Origin of the sequence: Thalassoroseus pseudoceratinae (assembly GCF_011634775.1) — a bacterium.
GTDB classification, from domain to species: domain Bacteria; phylum Planctomycetota; class Planctomycetia; order Planctomycetales; family Planctomycetaceae; genus Thalassoroseus; species Thalassoroseus pseudoceratinae.
The window spans coordinates 49,069-68,241 of sequence record NZ_JAALXT010000009.1 but is presented as its reverse complement, the minus strand read 5'-3'; the positions used below and the strand labels follow the sequence as shown (position 1 = coordinate 68,241).

The 19,173-nt window shown below is 53.9% G+C and carries 15 protein-coding genes; 4 read left to right on the top strand and 11 right to left on the bottom strand.

Translation table 11 applies throughout. The features are described 5' to 3' along the window. Window positions 1-3 precede the first annotated feature (3 nt). The gene (locus G6R38_RS25640; RefSeq protein ID WP_166831655.1) at window positions 4-1,896 is read left to right on the top strand and encodes an exo-alpha-sialidase; all 1,893 of its coding nucleotides are present in this window, start codon (window positions 4-6) and stop codon (window positions 1,894-1,896) included. A 29-nt stretch (window positions 1,897-1,925) separates the two neighbouring features. Here the strand turns inward: G6R38_RS25640 and G6R38_RS25635 are convergent, their stop codons facing one another. Continuing rightward, a complete protein-coding gene (locus tag G6R38_RS25635; RefSeq protein WP_240928382.1) occupies window positions 1,926-3,692 on the bottom strand; it encodes a sodium:solute symporter family transporter in 1,767 nt (588 codons plus the stop codon). A 544-nt stretch (window positions 3,693-4,236) separates the two neighbouring features. On the opposite strand from G6R38_RS25635, the gene G6R38_RS25630 reads away from it, so the two are divergent. After that, a complete protein-coding gene (locus G6R38_RS25630) occupies window positions 4,237-6,036 on the top strand; it encodes a DEAD/DEAH box helicase (protein ID WP_166831654.1) in 1,800 nt (599 codons plus the stop codon). A gap of 164 nt (window positions 6,037-6,200) precedes the next feature. Here G6R38_RS25630 and G6R38_RS25625 read toward each other — a convergent pair whose 3' ends face one another. From G6R38_RS25625 to G6R38_RS25615, 3 genes are all read right to left on the bottom strand, one after another. Further along, complete coding sequence (locus G6R38_RS25625; RefSeq protein ID WP_166831653.1) at window positions 6,201-7,529, bottom strand: hypothetical protein; 1,329 nt, start codon at window positions 7,527-7,529, stop codon at window positions 6,201-6,203. 198 nt (window positions 7,530-7,727) lie between these two features. Further along, entirely contained in the window at window positions 7,728-8,309 is a 582-nt protein-coding gene (locus G6R38_RS25620) for a c-type heme family protein (protein WP_166831652.1), read from the bottom strand. Window positions 8,310-9,036: 727 nt separating this feature from the next. Further along, window positions 9,037-10,200 (bottom strand): DUF3500 domain-containing protein, encoded by a 1,164-nt coding sequence (locus tag G6R38_RS25615; protein WP_166831651.1) that lies wholly within the window; start codon window positions 10,198-10,200, stop codon window positions 9,037-9,039. A 150-nt stretch (window positions 10,201-10,350) separates the two neighbouring features. Here G6R38_RS25615 and G6R38_RS25610 point away from each other — a divergent pair, with 150 nt between their 5' ends. Beyond that, window positions 10,351-11,631 carry a Gfo/Idh/MocA family protein gene (locus G6R38_RS25610; protein WP_166831650.1) on the top strand — a complete coding sequence of 427 codons (1,281 nt, stop codon included), beginning with the start codon at window positions 10,351-10,353 and terminating at the stop codon, window positions 11,629-11,631. A gap of 307 nt (window positions 11,632-11,938) precedes the next feature. Further along, complete coding sequence (locus G6R38_RS25605; protein ID WP_166831649.1) at window positions 11,939-12,856, top strand: transporter; 918 nt, start codon at window positions 11,939-11,941, stop codon at window positions 12,854-12,856. 53 nt (window positions 12,857-12,909) lie between these two features. On the opposite strand, the gene G6R38_RS25600 is transcribed toward G6R38_RS25605, so the two are convergent. From G6R38_RS25600 to G6R38_RS25570, 7 genes are all read right to left on the bottom strand, one after another. Continuing rightward, window positions 12,910-14,172, bottom strand: coding sequence for a BatD family protein (locus tag G6R38_RS25600; protein ID WP_166831648.1), 1,263 nt, complete (start codon window positions 14,170-14,172; stop codon window positions 12,910-12,912). After that, window positions 14,169-14,753: a tetratricopeptide repeat protein gene (locus tag G6R38_RS25595; protein ID WP_166831647.1), complete on the bottom strand. Its 585-nt coding sequence runs from the start codon at window positions 14,751-14,753 to the stop codon at window positions 14,169-14,171. The genes G6R38_RS25600 and G6R38_RS25595 overlap by 4 nt, the downstream gene beginning before the upstream one ends. Continuing rightward, the gene (locus tag G6R38_RS25590; RefSeq protein ID WP_166831646.1) at window positions 14,750-15,688 is read right to left on the bottom strand and encodes a vWA domain-containing protein; all 939 of its coding nucleotides are present in this window, start codon (window positions 15,686-15,688) and stop codon (window positions 14,750-14,752) included. The genes G6R38_RS25595 and G6R38_RS25590 overlap by 4 nt, the downstream gene beginning before the upstream one ends. Continuing rightward, the gene (locus tag G6R38_RS25585; RefSeq protein ID WP_206028727.1) at window positions 15,685-16,656 is read right to left on the bottom strand and encodes a VWA domain-containing protein; all 972 of its coding nucleotides are present in this window, start codon (window positions 16,654-16,656) and stop codon (window positions 15,685-15,687) included. The genes G6R38_RS25590 and G6R38_RS25585 overlap by 4 nt, the downstream gene beginning before the upstream one ends. 82 nt (window positions 16,657-16,738) lie before the next feature. Beyond that, window positions 16,739-17,206, bottom strand: coding sequence for a DUF4381 domain-containing protein (locus G6R38_RS25580; RefSeq protein ID WP_166831644.1), 468 nt, complete (start codon window positions 17,204-17,206; stop codon window positions 16,739-16,741). Next, a complete protein-coding gene (locus G6R38_RS25575; RefSeq protein ID WP_166831643.1) occupies window positions 17,203-18,123 on the bottom strand; it encodes a DUF58 domain-containing protein in 921 nt (306 codons plus the stop codon). Before G6R38_RS25575 ends, G6R38_RS25580 begins: the two co-directional genes overlap by 4 nt. A gap of 8 nt (window positions 18,124-18,131) precedes the next feature. Beyond that, window positions 18,132-19,088: an AAA family ATPase gene (locus tag G6R38_RS25570; protein WP_166831642.1), complete on the bottom strand. Its 957-nt coding sequence runs from the start codon at window positions 19,086-19,088 to the stop codon at window positions 18,132-18,134. Window positions 19,089-19,173 lie beyond the last annotated feature (85 nt).

Sequence of the window (19,173 nt, the reverse complement as noted above, 5' to 3'; positions counted from 1 at the left end):
GTCATGAGATATCGACTGCTATTGACTGCGATGTTTGTGACCGTCTCGGCACACGCATATGGCGAGGATGCTGACCGGATTGTGTTGTCGGATCAGGTTCGTGAACGCTGCCTGAAGGTTCTTCGAGTCGGAATGCGTGGAGAGGAGTTTTGGCCGTCCATTCACGCTGCCGAAGGACTCACGCTCGCCGGGCATGGTGCGGAGGTGATCGAATTTCTGACGCCAAAACTGGCGACAGATAAAGACGACCAGCATCGTTGTGGAATCGCACGCGAGTTGGTCCGAGCGGGTGACCGAGCCAAAGCAGATATCATGTTGAAAATTCTGTCCAGTGACGATCCGCATGGCCACGTGCATGCTGCCGAAAGTCTTTACAAAGTGGTCGAAATTGGCGATGGGAAAGCGTTACGGAAGGCGTTTGAGCAAGACCAGAACATCCCGCAGAAACTGATGGCCGCCGGAGCTTTAGGGAGATGTGGGAATCCGCAGGCCATGAGCTATCTGCGAGAATCCCTCAATCACGATGACCCAAACGTCTTGCGAATCGCGGTTTGGATTCTCGGACGTATTGGGGATTCCAGCGATGTTCCATTGTTGAAGAAACAATTGCCGCGTTGCCAAGAAGACTTGTTAAAGGCGTATGTCAATCATTCACTTGCCACCCTTGGTGACGACGAAGGATTGGCTGCATTGGCTGCCAACCTGAAAGATGAAGACGGAGCCGTCCGCACGTACGCCGCCACATTTGCCGGTGATGCTCGGGCGCTGAGCCTTGCCGATTCGCTTGTTGATTTGCTCGACGATGAACACCCCGATGCTGCGTATCGTGCAGCACAGTCGCTGCTCATGCTCGCAGGGCCACCGCCGCAGGAGGTCACAGAGGACATTTCTCAAATCGTGTATCGGGCGACACCGAAGAACCCTCGCTACACAGAAGGTTCCATTGTGGCGTTGGGAAATGGGGATTTGTTGTTCGCGGTTACGGAGTTTCAGGACGGTGGCAGCGATTTTGCGAAGGCCCACATCGTGGCGCGGCGATCGTCTGATGGCGGGCGAACATGGGGCGAGAAGAAAGTTCTTCAGGAAAACACCGGCGGCATGAACGTGATGAGCGTAACGCTGCGTCGTCTTCCGGACGGCTCAATTGGCCTGTTCTACCTCCAGAAGAACAGCCACGATGATCTCAAAATGTTCGTCCGTCATTCGACCGATGAAGCAGAGACATTTCGTGATCCCATCCCAGTCACGACCGACGACGGCTATCATGTGATCAATAACGATCGGATCACCGTCCTGTCGTCCGGGCGATTGCTGGCCCCCGCCGCTTCCACTCCGGATGTGCAGAAGGTGAACCACTTTGTCTGTCGCTGTTATCTCTCCGATGACAACGGACACACCTGGCGAAAAGGCACAGGTGAAGTCGATGCACCCAAACGTGGGGCGATGGAACCGGAAGTCGCCGAACTGAAGGACGGTCGCTTATTGATGCTTGTCCGGAACCAACTTGGCTTCGTCGGCAAGAGTTACTCGGAAGACGGTGGCGAAACCTGGAGCAAGATGACGTCGCTAGGTGTTCAAGGCCCCGAAGCCCCAGCCACATTGCGGCGGATTCCCTCCACTGGCGACTTGCTGCTCATTTGGAACAACACGTACACCAAAAACGCCGGGCATGGCGGTAGACGGACGCCGCTGACCGCCGCGATCAGCCGTGATGAGGGGAATTCGTGGACGATCGTGAATAATTTAGAAGCGAACCCGCAGCGGACATATTCCTATACCAGCCTGACTTTTGTTGGCCATAGAGCCGTCATGAGCTACTGGGAGAGTGGACCGGGCAAGGGACAATACTCATGCCGTTTCCGTTCGCTGCCGGTTGCTTGGTTTTACTCCAAGTAGACACCAATCTCGACCTTTTCACGGCTTTCCTATGCTTCCGTGTTCGGTGACTTCGCATTTGGATTTCGACGGGGTAGCAACCAACTGACGCTGACTCCCACCATCAAATTCACGAGCAATGAAATTGGCCCGATCCACTGAAAGCTAACGGGGTCTCGAGCGACGAGTTCGGCGACCCCGGTTTTGGGATTGACTTCCCGCACCGCGGAGCGGACTAATTCTTCGCCGGTACCAGGATCGATTTGTGTCATCAATTCCACGCCGAACACCTGGGGATCAACGTCGGCGTATGTTGCCAGAAATACGACGAGCGGTCCGGAAAACGCGATGGCGGCCGCTGTCGCCGTGCCGCAGATCGTCGCAATCCACACACCGACCGGATGAGCGAACCGTACGAACAACGCGAAAAAGAACAACGCAAAGATCGGGGACGTGAACAAGTTGGCTGTTTTGGCTGTCACCGCCGTGATGTTGCCAGGAATGTACTTCATGTAGGTACTGCCAACGACGACGATAATGCCGATGGTCAATGCCAGGAATTTCGCGGACCGGAGACTGCCTTTTTCGGATTCTGACTTTCGCCCGAATCGGTCGAGGAAGTCAGTCGTTACCACTGCCGTCACGGAGTTCACACCGGAGTCGATACTACTCATCGCCGCCGCAAACATCGCCGCCACGACAAACCCAGAGACACCGATCGGGAGTTCGAAAGAGACGAAACGCGGAAATAGTTTGTCTGCGTCCGTTTTGAGTCCCATTCCATCCGGCAATGCGGATGGATTGGTTTCAAAGAATGCCAGCAAGGCCATGCCCACGAGATGTAAAGTGAACACCACGGTTGCTCCGACCCAAAGTTGAGTCATCAATGCTCGTCTCGCGGTCGATGCGTCGCGGGTCGCCATAAATCGTTGGACCGACGTTTGATCGCCCGCCGATGTGGCGACGTACCACGTCAAGATGCTCAGAAACGTGCCGACGATCGTGACTCGGGTCCGTGGGTCCGTGCTGAACAGCGGTTGCGAGTCCCAGTTCTCGTGCCACTGCGTTGGGATCCAACTTAGACCGCCCACGTTCCACGTCACAGTGGCCAAAACCAACAACGCTCCACCAAAGAGTAGAACGGTCTGCATGAAATCCGTCATGACCACGGCCCGCAGACCGCCGAGAGTTGTATAAGTTACGGAAACGATGCCCGTAACAATCACAATTACCGGGACCGCGGCAATTCGAAGCTCGGATGCTTCCCATCGATAGAGTCCTGGCAACATCGTAGACGGATCCGCATCATTGAATTGCCCCGCCACGACGGACCAAGTCTCGGTATTGATGACCCAGTAATCGGCTCCCAGCATCACCGTCATCGCGTTGGCGGCCAGGTACACCAATAGCATCATCCAAACGAGCCGGAGCACAAGAAACATGGTGGCACCGAGCAGGCGTATGCTGAGCCCAAGTCGCTGCTCGAGGAGTTCGTAGGCACTCGTCGCCCGTTGACGCATATAGATCGGGATGAATCCGTAACCCACGATAAAGAAGATCAGCGGGTACGTGAGCAGACCCAGCAGGGTGACGGGGCCTTTCCCAGCTGCTTCGCCTGGCATCGACAAGTAGGAAATCGTGCTCAGCAACGTGGCGAACAGCGACACACCAACAAACAGCGGGTTCATTTCCCCGCTACCCACGAAGTAGTCTTCCGTCGATTTCTGGCGACGGCTGTAGAACCACCCCAGCAGGATGGTCAGCGTGGCGTAGAGAAAAATGATGAGCCAGTCGATCCAGTGCAGGCCGCGTCCCATAAATTCGTTCCTCGACTACTTGTCCGGTGTAAATTTCTTGCCCAATCAACACGTCGGCAACGCACGACCGGCAAACACCGTATAACCGATATGTGTTGAAAACAAGCATTTCGGCAGTTTAGGACGGGAAACATTTCGAAAGGCCTAATATGAATTCCACGAAAGTTGTTTTCAGGGTCCTCGCAAACTTCCGGCGTGTATGTTACTATGAGAAAAATGATTGAATCACAGCCGGCTCGATTCAGATTCCAACCCCGCTGGGCAAACAACTCCTCGCCCACCGTTTCCTGAACAGTACCTGACGCGTTCGATCATGTTTCGCAAGTGGCTATGGCAACTGGGATTGCCGGGCTAACGCCTATCGCTTGATGATAGCCATCGCTTGCACCCTTGTGCGTCCGCGAGTTCCCTCCAGGTCAAACTCCATTTGAACAATTCACAAGCTGGATTTTGCTCCAGCTTCAGCGGGATTCTTGTCCCCGACGACGATTTTCTGCGGCAATCGTCTGTTCCAATGGTCTGCCATGAGTATCCAGGAAAATTGATGATTCTGTCCGACATTGACACTGCGTCACCCGAAGAATGTGAAACCGATCAGACGCACGAGAACGAATCGACAGCGAACACCGAACCTTCGGGTTTTGGTTCTCTCGGTCTGAGTGAGGGCCTTGTCGAGATTGTCGAAGGGTATGGTTACACATCGCCAACGCCGATTCAGGCCCAGGCAATTCCGCCACTATTGCACGGTGAGGATGTTCTCGGCCAAGCACAGACCGGCACCGGCAAGACGGCTGCGTTTGCACTTCCGTTGCTCGATCGGATCGATTTATCGGCGAAGTACCCGCAAGTCTTAGTTCTCGCACCGACACGCGAGTTGGCGATTCAAGTCGCCGGGGCTTTCGAGAAGTACTCTGGCGGCACTCGCCAGCTGAATGTTCTCCCGATTTTCGGCGGACAGGATTATCAAATCCAGTTGCGAAAATTGAAACAGGGACCACAGGTCGTGGTAGGAACTCCCGGGCGTGTGATGGACCACATGCGACGCGGCACGCTGAAGCTTGACGATCTCCGCTGCTTCGTGCTGGACGAAGCCGATGAAATGCTGCGGATGGGATTTGCAGAAGATGTCGAATGGGTTCTTAGCCACGTTCCCGAAAAACGGCAAATGGCGTTATTCTCGGCCACGATGCCAGGTCCGATCCGGCACATTGCCAAGAAGCATCTAAAAGAACCGACCGAAATCACCATCGAGCAGGAGACGGCGACCGCCGACACAATCCGTCAGCGGTACATCGTGACGACGCCCCGCGAAAAGCAATTTGCGTTGTCTCGCATTCTCGAAGCAGAACCCGTCGAAGGGGTGATTGTCTTTGTCAAAACGCGAAACACCACAGGATCGCTGGCTGAGTTTCTGTCGGAAGCGGGGCTGAAAACCGCCGCCCTGAATGGTGACATTCCGCAGAATCAACGTGAACGAATCGTCGAGAGTTTGCGGTCGGGCAGAATCGACGTGATCGTAGCCACCGATGTGGCGGCACGAGGACTCGATGTCGAACGCATCAGCCATGTCATCAACTACGACTTGCCGCACGACAGTGAATCGTATGTGCATCGAATCGGCCGAACTGGTCGAGCGGGTCGAAGTGGCGACGCAATTCTGTTTGTGCATCCTCGCGAACGGTACTCGCTCAAGCGGCTTGAAAAAGCCACTCGGCAACCAATCGAGCAGATGGAACTTCCCTCCAACCGCGTCATCAACAAGAAGCGGATTGCCCGGTTCCATGAGCGGATTACAAAAGCCCTGGAATCGAGCGAGATGGAACTTTATCAGTCGATTGTAGAGCAGTATCAGCGTGACAATGACGTTGCATACGATTCGCTAGCCGCCGCAATGGCAATCCTGGCCAATGGGGATGTTCCTCTGTTAGTCAAGGATAAGATCAATCAGGCTAGCTTCGCGAAAGACCAACGGCATTCGGACGATGGTCGGAATCGCTCTCGAAAACGAGATCGCCGGTCTGACATTGAGATGGAAACCTACCGAATTGAAGTCGGCCGAAACCACCGCGTCCAACCGAAGAACATCGTCGGTGCGATTGCTAACGAAGCGGGAATCCGTAGCGACGGTATTGGCAAGATCAAGATCTTCGATGAATTCAGCACCGTCGATCTGCCAGTGGGGCTGCCGCAAGGTGTTGTGAAAACTCTTCAAAACATTTTCATTGCCGGTCGCAAACTCCAACTATCGCGGATGTCCGGTTCGCCGCCAGCACGCGTATATGAACAGAACGGGCAACGAAAAAAGAACTCGAAGTCGAAACCGAATCGTCGCCAACGAGCGTAGTTGAAGGGCTTCGGCATCTACGAATAAGCGTGAGTCATGACATGGCTTGGGTGAACTCTGCGTGACTAAGTTTACCCAAGCATCTTTCCCATTTATCGATCGTGGTTTCCAAGCCGCGGTGTTTTTGCTCGTCGGCTCCGACTTGTTCTGAGACTTCCATCGACTCAATTTGTAGATGATTTCTCCCAAAGCCCAGGCTTGGTGTCGTTGAGAATCTCCAGAATTGCCTTACGGATGTCGGGTGAGAGGTGAGAGTATTCGTCACTCTCGTCTTTGCCTGTCAAAATGTCGTGAAGTCTCGTCGTGACATATGCTTTGACTTCGCGTGGCAAACCGTCGAAGGTAGGTGAATAGATTAAATAGCTGCAAGGGTATTTGAACAATCGCGTCTTCAAATCAAAGTCGCGTAACGAACGGCCTTGCTTGTCCCGGGGCCCCTTCGACTGAAAGTCTTGAGCAAACGTTGTGCTTCCTTTGACGGGTGATGTTAATGGAAACTCTTCTGCGAAGAGCATGTATCGCAGGAGTTTGTCTCCCTTAGATTTGATCCGTCGCTCAGTCGACTCACTTCGGTAATCCGGTGAACGATCTAACGCAGCATTCATAATATTATCGTGATGAACAGCACGGCGATTTTCATAGTTCGCGGCTGTCATGAAATTCTGCATCTGAGTTTGATGTTCCAGCACCATTAGTGCCACGATGTCACTATGTGGTGTGAGATAAGGCTTGACGTTCAGCCGATCGGACAAGTCTAGCACGTTCGCGCCAGCTTCACGGTCAATGTTTTCCGGGTCGTTTCGACTCTTGGAAATCACATTGCCCATATGTCGCATCTCGCCATGTGTTCCGGTCACATACCATCCTCCCCAACGCTCCTCGAACGGGCTGGAGTGGTCTGTGTTGAATGTTCCTGAGCCGTAATGAGGTTGACCCCCCGCGTTAACGAACACCGATCGCACTAGTCCCCCAGGCACGCGTTGTGTCCGTGCGGAGGAGTGGCAGATCATGCATTGGCCTTGATCGCGTAGTAGTTGGGGATGGTCGGTTTGTTCTTGATACAGCGTATAAAAGACCTGTCCCAATTGGGGGTCGGTCGACATGATCTCGATGACGTCACCGCCCTGGACCCAACCGACGTACGACTCATCATTAAAATAGAGTGCCCGAGGACGACGCGGCGAAATTCGGCGAAGTTGAAAACTCGTTTGCGAATGAACCAGCACTTGCGACGAAGGCTTAATCTTTAATTCTTCCAGGATCGACTTGAGGTACCCATGTTGATTGTCGAATTGCAGTTTCACATCGCCACGGTCAATCTTCGCTTGTAGGTCTGTGACAGCATCGTGCGGTGATGTTTTACTGTAACTAATCGGCTCGTGTTCAAACTCCATCTGAGCGGACGCACTGGCAGACCATGTTCCCGCGACAAACACAATTCCCAGCAATCGGGCTAACATGACACCGAATTCTTGTGACGGGTGTTGTTTCATACAAGTGCGTCCTCAGTTGAGATGGAAACTAGCGTCGCGACTATGTCCAGCGATCTATGCAATCTAGTTGTCTGGCATGTTTGACCTTCCGCAGAGAATCTCGCCTGCGGATGTCGCATGACTTCTTGACACTTTATAGCCGCGAGTACATACGTTCGTAAATCCAGAGTTGATACCTAGCATTGCCCATGAATCGAACTACTTGATGGGCAATTCATAGCTGATTGCTCCAATAATTTCGTTGTTCTTCTTCGCGTCTTCGTAATGTGGATGGCACATAATGCACTTATCCAAGACCACGGGAACTGGCGTCAGAGCTTGAAGGTAGGGCTTCCCATCTTTCATCGCAACTTTTTCATAATAGGACTTACCGTCCTTAAGAGCTTTGAGGCCTTGCTTCTCGAACTCACTCTTGGCGACATTCGCATCTTCATAAGGTTCGCCCGTGGCATCGATCAATCGTACGTCCTGAAACTCACTTGTACTGATTTGTTTAAACAGGAGCACTGCCGCACTTCCGGCCGCGAAGTCGTCCGTGTCATGCACGTATTTGTCGGTAATGAGAACGATCGTTCGTTTGTAGATGTCATCAAGAGCTTTGACAACTTCGCGAGTCCGTTTGACAGCTGCTTTGCGTGGCTTTTGACCAGCGTTCCTTTTGCCCTCCTTTTGTGCGGAACTTTCCTTAGCCGAAGGAACATTTTCCTGACCGGGAAGGTTGAATGCGACGGCGGCGATAATCACTGCGATTAGGCTTCCAGTAACGAGCGACTTCTTCATTGTTCACCTTTCAACAAAACAGAGGTTCAAACGAAACAGCTACTGAAACTCTCGCGAAGTTCCGAGTGATTGATGATTTGCTGCGACTCAACAAAATCCTGCTCGCTCAATCCATGAGCTATCCTACTGATGGTGACGTTATCAGTGCTTAAAGATGTATTTGATGTGCATCTTTTGCTGGATATGAATGAATATCGACATTCTTGTCCAGTTTGTCAAGTCGTTGTCGAGACCGGATGCAAGAGGCGATTCACTTCTCTGCCCTGTTCGCACCAGGACATGCGGCGGGACGCACAGGGACTGCTGGGAACCTGCGTGCATTAATTGATCGGAGTCACAGACCACTCTTTTCAGAGTTGGCGCGTGTCCGTGCGACAATCGTGCCCGTCTGCCTACGCGTGGTCGATGTTTTCGGCAGTCGTATCGACCGGATTGATCGCTCAAGATCAATGACGCGATTTCGCTGGGCGAAGCCTTGGTCGACCAGTGTGCGCATCAGAATGATAACGAATCGAAGACTCATGCGGGTGGAAGGCGAGTATCAGTCTTCGATCGTGCGAGTCGTTACACGTTGGATGCAGTCAGCCTTATCCATTCCAGGGGACTCTTGACGCGACGCTTGAGCACGTTAAGAGCTTTGTCTGACTGGAATCGTGGTTAGTCGGGAACCTTTGGCTCTGAAAATTAACTTCGAGCGTGAGCCGAATGATGCAAGCCTGATTGTGCGTTAGTGGGGGTGGTCATGCTCGATATGTTGCCGCAATAGGTCTTTTCCGTAGTCGTTTCCGTTCGGTGTGCGGATCACAGCATGAATGTGATCGCGAGTCGGTTTACGAGTGCGGAAGGGAGCGACACGACGTTGGTGGTCAAACTCGATGAGAACGACGGGGCTGTGAATTCGGTAATAGAACACGGCATCGTCGGAAACATCACCGATCCATCCAAAATAGGTTCGATCGAGGTGCTTCTTCACTTCACTCATTTTGACTTTCGCGTGGCCTCTCCGCATGTTGCCGACGTATTGCCCAATCAGATCCAATAAGGCTGCTTGTTGCTTTTCGTCCAACTTGGAGGCGGGTATTCCAGCGTAGTCGAGGTTGACATTGTCCTTGTACGCCTCGGTCAGGTTGTTAGTCCCGCTTTTGGCGTCGGTGATCGTCGCTTCCATCTGCTGAGATTTGTTAAGTGACTGCATGAATTCGAGCCCGGCATTTTGCTCGTCCTGCATGATGATTGTGCCTTCGAACTTGCCACTCTTTGCATGAATCGGCTCGCTACCAATGAACACCGGCGACATCACGACTTGGTCACCCAGCACAAAGTAGTTAATGACGAGGTGATGACCGTCAATTTGCCATCCCCACGGCTCGGTTTCTGACGGTTCACCCATCACCGTAATCCAATACAGCCACTCGCCGTATTCGTCGTAGTTGTTAGCAAGTTCCGCCAGAGTTCCGTTCAGCTTCATAATGTCTTTCGACAGTTTCAACCCTTTGGCACTGAGACTCTCACGCATCAAATCGAACGCCAACGTGCGTTGGTCTTCATTCATCTCATCGAAACCGACACCCTGCCGTTTCGGCGAGTGTCTGTTGTCCCATTTTCGCCATTCCGAGTCGTCAACGGGAAACGTCGTTCGTTTTCGTTGTTGTTCGGTCAGACCGTCCAAGAAGGCATTCGCCGCATCGACAACCGGTTTGGTGCTCACACCTGTCGATTCAATCTTGAAGAGTCCCTTTTCGATTTCATCTCCCGCGGCAATTCCCCGAAACGGTTCAGACAACGAAGCTCCGCCGCCACCTCTCGGTCCGCGTTGAGCGTAGAGACTGATGGCGACGATCGGAACGAGAATCACCGCAAGGGCAACAAGTTTTTTCGATTGGTTTTTCATGGCAGGAATCTATTCTGAGGAGGGAACGATCGCGATCATTATAACCTGAGGGCGACTTATTGCGAGTACGGTGTAGTACCGCAAATGTACCGATTCTTGTATAAAACCGATTCATCGAACGAACAACAACTGAACCGATGAGAAGAACCAATGACGCAACGTAAGCTGAAAGTGACCATCAACGGAACTGGCTTTGCCGGTGATTACACGGCTCGGGTCTACAGCATGATTCCCCACAAGAACGGTGCCACGATTGAACTTGCCGGGGTGACGTCGGGGCGACGGGAGAACGCCGAGCGGTTTGCCGAGACTCATCGAGTCACGAGCGTTTATGAAGATCATGACAAGATGCTCGCGACTGTCCGGCCGGACATCGACAACGTCGCCTGCGCGAATTTCGCTCATGGCCAGTACGTGATTGAGGCGGCAAAGTCCGGTGTGCCGGTCATCGTGTTGGAGAAGCCACCGGTTGTCTGGCCGGGATACCGCGAGGGCCGGTCTGCTGACGCCAAGACCCGAAAACACGAGTCGATGGCGTACCTCGCTGAAGTCCTCGACGCCGTCCGAGCGGGTGGATCGAAACTTCTCTACGCCGAAGACTTCGTTTACCTGGACGGCGTCAAGGGTTTGGTCGAACTGATGATCGAAGCCCAGTCGGTCGACAAAGGGAAGCTACTTTACCAGCGGGGCGTTTGTGCTCATCAAGGATCGCATGCGCCGGCATACGACACGCCTGCTAAGTCGGGTGGAGGTGCGCTGTTCAACAAGGCTTGTCATCCGCTTGGACCTTGTTTGTATCTCAAGCAGGCTGAGGGCATTCTCCGTGATGGTCGACCGATCCGACCGCTGAAAGTCTCGGCCGTCGCTCTGCAAGTGCTGAAACACCAACCGGAATCTGCCGGAGAGCACTTCCGCGTCATGCAGAATGTGGATGACTTCGGACGAGTGACCGTCGTGTTTGACGACCAAACCGTGGCCGAGGTGATCGGGCATGATTTGAGTATCAGCGGCATCAAGAACGAAGTGTCGGTGATTGCAGATTTCGGTCAGTACGACATGCGGGTGAATCCAAACAACGAACACGAACTGTTCTTACCGCAGGCGGAAGCGGCTGGTGATTTGCTTCTGCGGGAGAAACTCCCAACGCCGCAGGGCACGAGTTTTCCTCGGCCACATCAGTTCGACGCTCATGGTTACGTCAGCGAGATGAACGACGCGGTCGATTGTGCCTTGGAAGCCGATCGGACTCCGCAATCTGGTCCGCTCTTGGCATGGGACACCATGGCCGTCCTGATGGCGGCTTACGAATCCAGCGAGAACCACGGTGCGTTTGTGGATGTCTCCGAGTTCACTGCAGGCCGTGAGTTCATGCCCGAAGAACTTCCCGACCCCCGGCGATTTGGTGCTGTCTTCCAACGGACACAGGGGTAACTCGACCTCTACGGAATCAAGCACGCAAGATGCCTTCGAGGTGCCATCCATCGTCAGGATCGCCCATGAATCGCCTCGTCAGGATAATCGGCAAAGTCTAGTTTTGGGATGATTGGGCGGGGGCGAATAGGCGTCTCAATGGTATCGACCCCTGCCTCGTTATTGTGATAACCGTCATAAGCCGTTTGAGCTGTGCGAAAGATTCGTTGAGCGTAACCGTGTTGATTCATCCTGCTCGAGTAAAGGACGATAACTCCAAACATATGCTGTTGTGAAAGTTTGCCCACAATCACGGAAGAGCAGGCAGATGGAGCTTTCCCGAAAATTCTTACTGTCCGTTATCGGGCTTTGCCTATTGCCGACAGTTGGTTCTGCCGGTGACGACAGCCTGTTTGGCGGATTGCTGGACGGGATCTACTGTGAGCACCGGTCGGTGGCCGAATTAGGTCCGATCGAGACGGATCGGCACGATTTCACGCAGTCGCCTCGGACTGTCGGTGCGGGCGTTGTGCAGTTTGAAGGCGGATATTCTTACTTCCACAAGAGCCAGGACGGTGAAACGGAAAACTCGCACACCACGCCGGAACTCGTGACCCGCATTGGGATCACTGAGGATGTGGAACTGCGATTGCGGATGAACTACGTCTGGCAGTTCCGCGATGGTGAAGAAGACCTGACGGATCTCGACAGTGCCGAAGATATTCGGTACGGCCTCAAATTGGCTCTCACCGAGCAAGACGGTTGGACGCCCGAAAGTGCTGTTCGCGTCATCGCTTCTGCACCGACCGGCGGAAGCGACTTCACAACGAGCCATGACGAATTTGGATTCGATTTCGTCTACGAATGGCGTAATGAGGATGAATGGTCTCTTGCGGGATCGACCGGATTCGGTACCGATGGCTTGGGGGAATTTTCTCTCGTCGGGCTCGCCGGTCAGGCATTGGAGGGAGCGGAAGGGGACGACGGAGGACAGGATCGGTTCACCGCGTTCTCACAGTCTGTCGCATGTGGCGTGCCGCTTGCGGAACGCACGGAATTGTACCTCGAGTACTTCGGGATTTACTCGCGTGGCTTACGGGACGATTTCACGCTGAACTTCTTCAACGCTGGGGTAGATTACCTGCTGACCCCGGATTGGGTGATTGATTTCCGCATTGGCGCAGGATTGAACGAGGAAGCAGACGATCTGTTCGTGGGTGTCGGTGGGGCCTACCGATTCCGTTGAACCGAGTCTTGACTTGATGTTACATCAACGTCTGCGGAGAGAGTGGAACGTGCTCAATGTGGGTTGAGGCAGGGAAGATCAACGGAACGGTTGATTGAGGAGTTCTTCTCCATTTTCAGTTGGTCTCGGAAAGCTTGCTTCAATTGCTGCCCTTGCCAGGAATCCGTGACTTGCTTGCCGTAGAGATGCGAATTCAGTTCCGAGGTTGCAGTCTGTAGAGTTGCGTTCAATGGTCCGGTCCGCGAACGCTGGTTCTGCCAATCCAACCAAGCCGTCTCGGCCGCTTTCGCATCATTCTGTTGGCAGGCTTTGAGCAATTTGCGGGCTGCAACGCGTTCCGGCGGATTCCACCTTCGCCACGCTCGCCGCCCCCATTCAGCCAATCGATGCCGTTGCCAACCCAGCACCGCCACGAGCACAACAGTTCCCAACGCGAGCAGTCTCCACGGACCGTTTTGCTCAGCAGGTTGTGTTTCCAATTGTGGGGCGGGCGCGGCGACTTCGAATTTCACTGCAGGGAGCGTCTTTGAGCCGTATTGTTCCGTCTCCGCGTCCCACCAGACATACTTAATTGCAGGAATCGTCCAACTCCCGCCCTGTTTCATCTGATAGGTGATGACGTCCGTTCGGGTTCCCGAGAATTCTCCTCGCTCCGTTTCGTCGTGAACGTCGGGACGTCCGACATAGCCCTGAATTCCGTCTGGCGTCTTGGTTGGTGGTGCCGCAAGAGCCATTCCCGTCATTTGGTCCGCGTGCTGTGTAATGGTCCGGCGAAAGATGTTGCCAACAGATGCCGGTTTAGGTTCCGGGTCCCATGTCTCGCTAATTTCAATCTGCTTCACTGTCACCAGAAAATCATCGTCTCGACTTTTCGGAGGGGCTTTGATCTCGAATTTTAGCGTGGGAACGTTCTCGGTGTGATCTTTCTCCGGCCCGGTGAAACCTTCCTTGTTGCCGAACCGCACTTCAAAGCTCGGAATCGTGACGGTCCCCGTTTGCTGCGAGAACAATGCGAACTCGTGAGTTTGGATCAACCAAGATTCGCCGTCGATCTCTTTCGAGGACACAACGGGGTTTCCAGTCTTGACAATCACCGAGCGTGGAATCTGAGGAATGGAGAAACTCGCCGCACCCACAAACGGACCTTCCGCGCGGAGTTCGACGGTGAAACGAGCCCGCTCGCCCTTCCAAACGCTCGGATCTTGAGCCTTGCTAACAACACGCGGCACATCGCCGTGAACCGTCGAAACGAATCCTCTGCAGAGACAAATCATGCCCATGCCGACGATCAGAAGACGACACGTCGGTCCGATCATTCGTTGTCTCCCGCGGTTTCGCTGGCATTCTGGTAGGCGAATTTGGCTTTGAGAAAGTCAGCCGGTTTGGTTTGCACCTGGCGAAGCCAAATCGCTTGCACCGATGCGTCCGACACCGCCTGCTCACCGGCAATTTCCGTGTCTTGTCCGCCCTTGGGCTTGTTTTGATCGAAGACGATCTCATCGGCTCCTAACTTCTGATCACCCATGTCGCCGCCTTTCGATTCCAGCTGTTTCGCACGGGCTTTCGCGAGAGCTAAATTCTCTTGGGCATCCTTCCAGCTTGGACGATATTTGAGAGCATGTTGATAACTCTGAATGGCACGATCGTATTTGCCGAGCAATACCCAAGCATTGCCTTGATTGTATGAGGACTCAGCGGAAGACACACGCGAAAACGCCTGAACCGCTTTCTCGAACTCCCCTGCCCGATACCACGCGACTCCTTGACGCATCGGATCATCAAACGTCTTCGCGGCGTCGGTGAATTGTTTTTGTTCAAGTAGACGTTGTCCTTGTTGGTCTGGAGTTAACCAGAGCCCCGCCCAAGAAACCGCCAAAATCAAGCCGGCATATTTCATAATTGCGTCTCCCGATTTGCGAAGGATCGACGACGAAACGAATACGCAACCATCAATGCCAAGATGGGGGTCAGCCAGTAACCGGCTTCTTGCCAACGAGTGCTCTCACCCGCAAGCGACGCAGCCGATTTTCGTTCCGCGAATTTCGTAATCGCTTCGAGATCTTCGTCATCTCCGGTGAGAACTTGCACAGAAGCGTTCATCGCCGTTGCGACGACGCGGATGGTTTTGTCTTCCGGGCTATCTTCCCCCGTCAGCGAGAGGAATTGCACCGGGAAGTTCCCCGCCTTGCGGTGGGCGTCAGTCACCGCTTGCGCGGCAAGATCAACGGAGTCCGCTAATACCAACACCGCTCCTCCGTTGGAATCCGCCTTGAACAACTTCCCTGCCTTCTCCAAAGCGATATCCAACCGATCGCCTGGGACCGGCATGATCTCCGGTTGAATTTCTGCTGCCATCTGGGCGACAACTTCCGTATCGCGAGTCGGCGGAAGCACCAGATGGGCGGAACCGGCATAGGCAATCAGTCCTAATGGTTGCCCGGTTCTTTTCTTGACCAACTCGGCAATTTTGAGTTGCGCTCGTTCCAGTCGCGATGGCGTTGGTGGAGGAAGCTTCATGCTTTCACTCGCCTTCAATAGAATCATCAATGGTTGAGCATCCTCCGCGAACGGATTGGGCTCTAGTTTCCAAGTCGGACCAGCAACCGCAACGGCTCCTACGATCCAACCGATGAGAAGGCCGATCGTGGAATGCCGTGTCTTGATGTTTCGCCCTATCGTGAGCGCGTCGAGAAGTTCCGGGGCCATTTGTTTTCGCCAACCCCGAAGTGGATCGACGCGTCGTTGCCAAATCCACCACAAACCGGCAACAACCGGAATCAACAGAAGCCAACCAGGACGAATGAAATGGAAGTTGGTGAAGAAATCACTCATGGGCCCAACTCCAATTTCCCGGTGAGCGGATTGACGGAAATCATCTGTGGCTCTTCGGCTGTTCTGTCGACGTGCCGAAGCCGAATCAGACTCAAGGATTTCTCACCGAGCGAGATTAGCACTGCCATCAGAACCGGCCAATAGAACAAGTCACGCCGCGGCCGGTGACTCACCGTTTTCACTTTTCGTGTTTCGAGCCGATCTAATTCGGAGTAGATCCCCTCTAGGCTTTTTCGATCCCCTGCAAAGAAGTAGGAACCGTTCGCGGCGGAGGCCACGTCTTTGAGTGCCTGTTCATCGAGTTTGTCTTCACCGGCCGTCGTTGGATCTCCGATGGCGACGGTATAGATTCGAATGTCTCGGGCCGCGGCGACGCGGGCCGCTTCGACCGGCGGAACTTGACTTTTCGTATCGTTGCCGTCGGTTAGGGCAATCATGGTTTTCGCGGGAGCATCACTTTCATCAAACAGACCAACACCCAGTCCGATCGCATCACCGAACGCCGTACGCGGACCGGCCATGCCGACTTCGCATTCGTCTAACAACCGTCGTGAAAGTTCCAAGTCTGTCGAGAAGGGAGCTTGCAGGTAAGCCGCATCTCCAAAGACAACCAATCCTACGCGATCCCCGTCCCGTTTTTCGAGGAAATCGCCGAGCACTTCCTTCACCGCCGTTAACCGGTCGACCTTTTTCCCGGCTTTGTTGGTGAAGTCTTCTTGATTCATGGAACTCGAAAGGTCCACAAGCAAGAGCAAATCTCGCGTGGGAAGCGTTTTTGTCACCGGTGACTCGACCCATTGAGGACGGGCGACGGCACAGAGCGTCAACAACCAAAGAAGGGAGGGAATCACCCATTTTCGGATCTCTCGCGGTGATTCATCGGGCTGAGACGTTGTTCCCATGGCCTCCGCCAAGCGGTCTCCGAATGGCACACGTACTGCCACCCGGTTGCTGGTTCGCGGCGGCATGATGTTCCGCACAAGCCACGGGATTGGCAGCAATGCGAAGGTCCAAGGATAGCTGAATTCGAACACAGGTTTCGCTTTGGGATTAGTTTCGGTCGAGGCGATGTTTAGGTGAGTGCTTGCGTATCCAGACTTCCGCGTACGCTCGCAATGAGTTGACGTCAGTTACTTTCTTCGTGGGCCGATAAATCGCGGTGGCTAACTGTTTGCGGACTTGGTCGGACATCGGCTCTGGCGATTGCGAAGCCAGCCATGCGGGCCACTGTTCTCCCGATAGTCCCGAAAGTGTTGCTCGTGGTGTGAACACCAACGCGGTTCGGCGAAGGATTTCTGAGATCATGTCCGGGGTCTTCGCGGACTCCAATTCTCGTAGGGCGGCTCTCCGGTAGGCGTTCGCGCGCCAGCGTCTCCATTGCCAAACGAACAACAATATCACTGCTAAGAATGCCAACGCCAAGACGACGTACCATCCAGGTGCTGGCGGCCACCAGGGGACGGGCGGTGGAACGGCAATGTCGTGTAACCGATCCAAGCTGGTTGAATTATCGTTCATAGTGTGTTGGGGCGATTTCCGAAGAGAGCCCGGATTTGCTCAACCACTGGGCGGGCAGTGGAGATTGGTAGAACTGGAACTCGAAGCGCACGAAAAATTTCCCGCCACCGATCGAGACATCTTTGGAATGCCGCTTGGAAGTCTCGCGAAAATGCTGAGTGGGACGGGATTTCCCAAGTCCGCCCAATATCGTTGGCGAACATGCCTGGCGTGCCCGTCAACGAGATGCCCAATGGATCGTAGACTGCAACGACGAGGACATCGTTGTGAGCTGAAAGCCGTGTTGCCAAGCGTTGTGTGTTGTCATTTGCTCCATCGAGATCGGTGATCAGCACCACAAGATGATCGTGTTTGGCAACGCGAAGCGCTCCTTCCAACGCCTGATTCAAAGTGGCCTTCCCCTCGGGCGGCTCATTCGAAGCGAGTTGGGTGTTCAAACGACAAATCGCGTGAAAGAGCGTAAGTACTCGCGGTTGGCTACGATGCGGACGGACTTCCACAATTTCCTGCTCGTTGAAGACTAAGCCGCCGACACGGTCACCGGAATCCAAAGTCCTCCACGCTCCCAACGCAGCCACTTCGGCAGCAGTAACCGATTTCATGGCCTGCTGGCTTCCGAAAAACATGGGGCGTCGTTGATCGACGACCAACAACACCGGCCGTTCCCGTTCCTCGGAATAGACGCGAACGTATGGCGATCGAAGTCGGGCGGTCGCTTTCCAGTCCATCGTACGGATGTCGTCGCCTTGGTGGTAATGCCGTAGTTCCTCGAATGCCAAACCGCGACCCCGCAACCGAGACGCATGCCGACCCGCAAGTAGCGAACTAACGGGCTGCCTGGGGCCGAAAGAAAATCCTCTCGCTTCAGCCTTCAACAGAAGCAATTCTTCCAAGCGAATGGTGACACGAGCACTCATAGGATGACCTAAACCGGTACAACTTGCTTGAGTAATTCTTCGATGACCTGCGTTCGCGTGATCCCAGCGGCTTCGGCTTCGTAACTCAGGTGAATTCGATGAGCCAAACAAGCCGGGGCAACGGCTCGGATGTTGTCTGGCGATACGAAATCTTGCCCCGCGAGCCAAGCATGAGCCCGAGCAGCGGCATCCAACGCCAGAGTGCCTCGCGGACTGGCTCCGAGACGAATCCAGCCTTGAAGACTGCCTTCATACTTTTGTGGAATTCGTGTTGCTAGAACGAGGTCCACAATGTACTTCTCAGCGGCTTCGGCTACTTGAACAGCAAGGACTTCTTTTCGAGCTTGGAAGATGACTTCTTGAGCGATTTTGGTGGGCTCTGACGATTTCCCCGCTTTCTCACCACGCACGAGACGAAGGATTTCTAATTCGTTCGCTCCATCGGGATAGTCCACGCGAACATAGAGCATGAATCGATCCATCTGTGCTTCGGGAAGCGGGTAAGTTCCTTCTTGCTCGATGGGGTTTTGAGTCGCCATTACCAAAAACAATTCGGGCAACCGATGAGTTTGCCCTGCCACTGTGACTTGACGTTCCTCCATCGCTTCAAGCAAGGCCGCTTGGACTTTCGCCGGCGCACGATTGATTTCATCCGCAAGCAACAAGTTTCCAAAAATCGGTCCTTCCTGGAATTCAAAAGTCGCGTTTTGCTCGCGATAGATCTCCGAACCGGTCACATCGGAAGGCAACAAGTCGGGTGTGAATTGCACCCGGCTGAACTCGCTCTCCATGAGGTGAGAAAGCGTCTTCACCGAACGCGTTTTCGCTGTGCCGGGAAGCCCCTCCATCAGCACGTGACCGTTTGCGACCAAGGCAATCAAAAGACGTTCGACGACCTCTTGCTGTCCGACAACAGCGGCGTTCATAGCTTCGGAGATTTGTAAGATGGAGTCGCGCGTTCCCATTGTCTCTCTTTTGGTTTCTTGTAGTAGACTTTCAAAAATTAAGCGATTGGATTGTCAAGAGCCAATCATGAATCCAACCAACAAA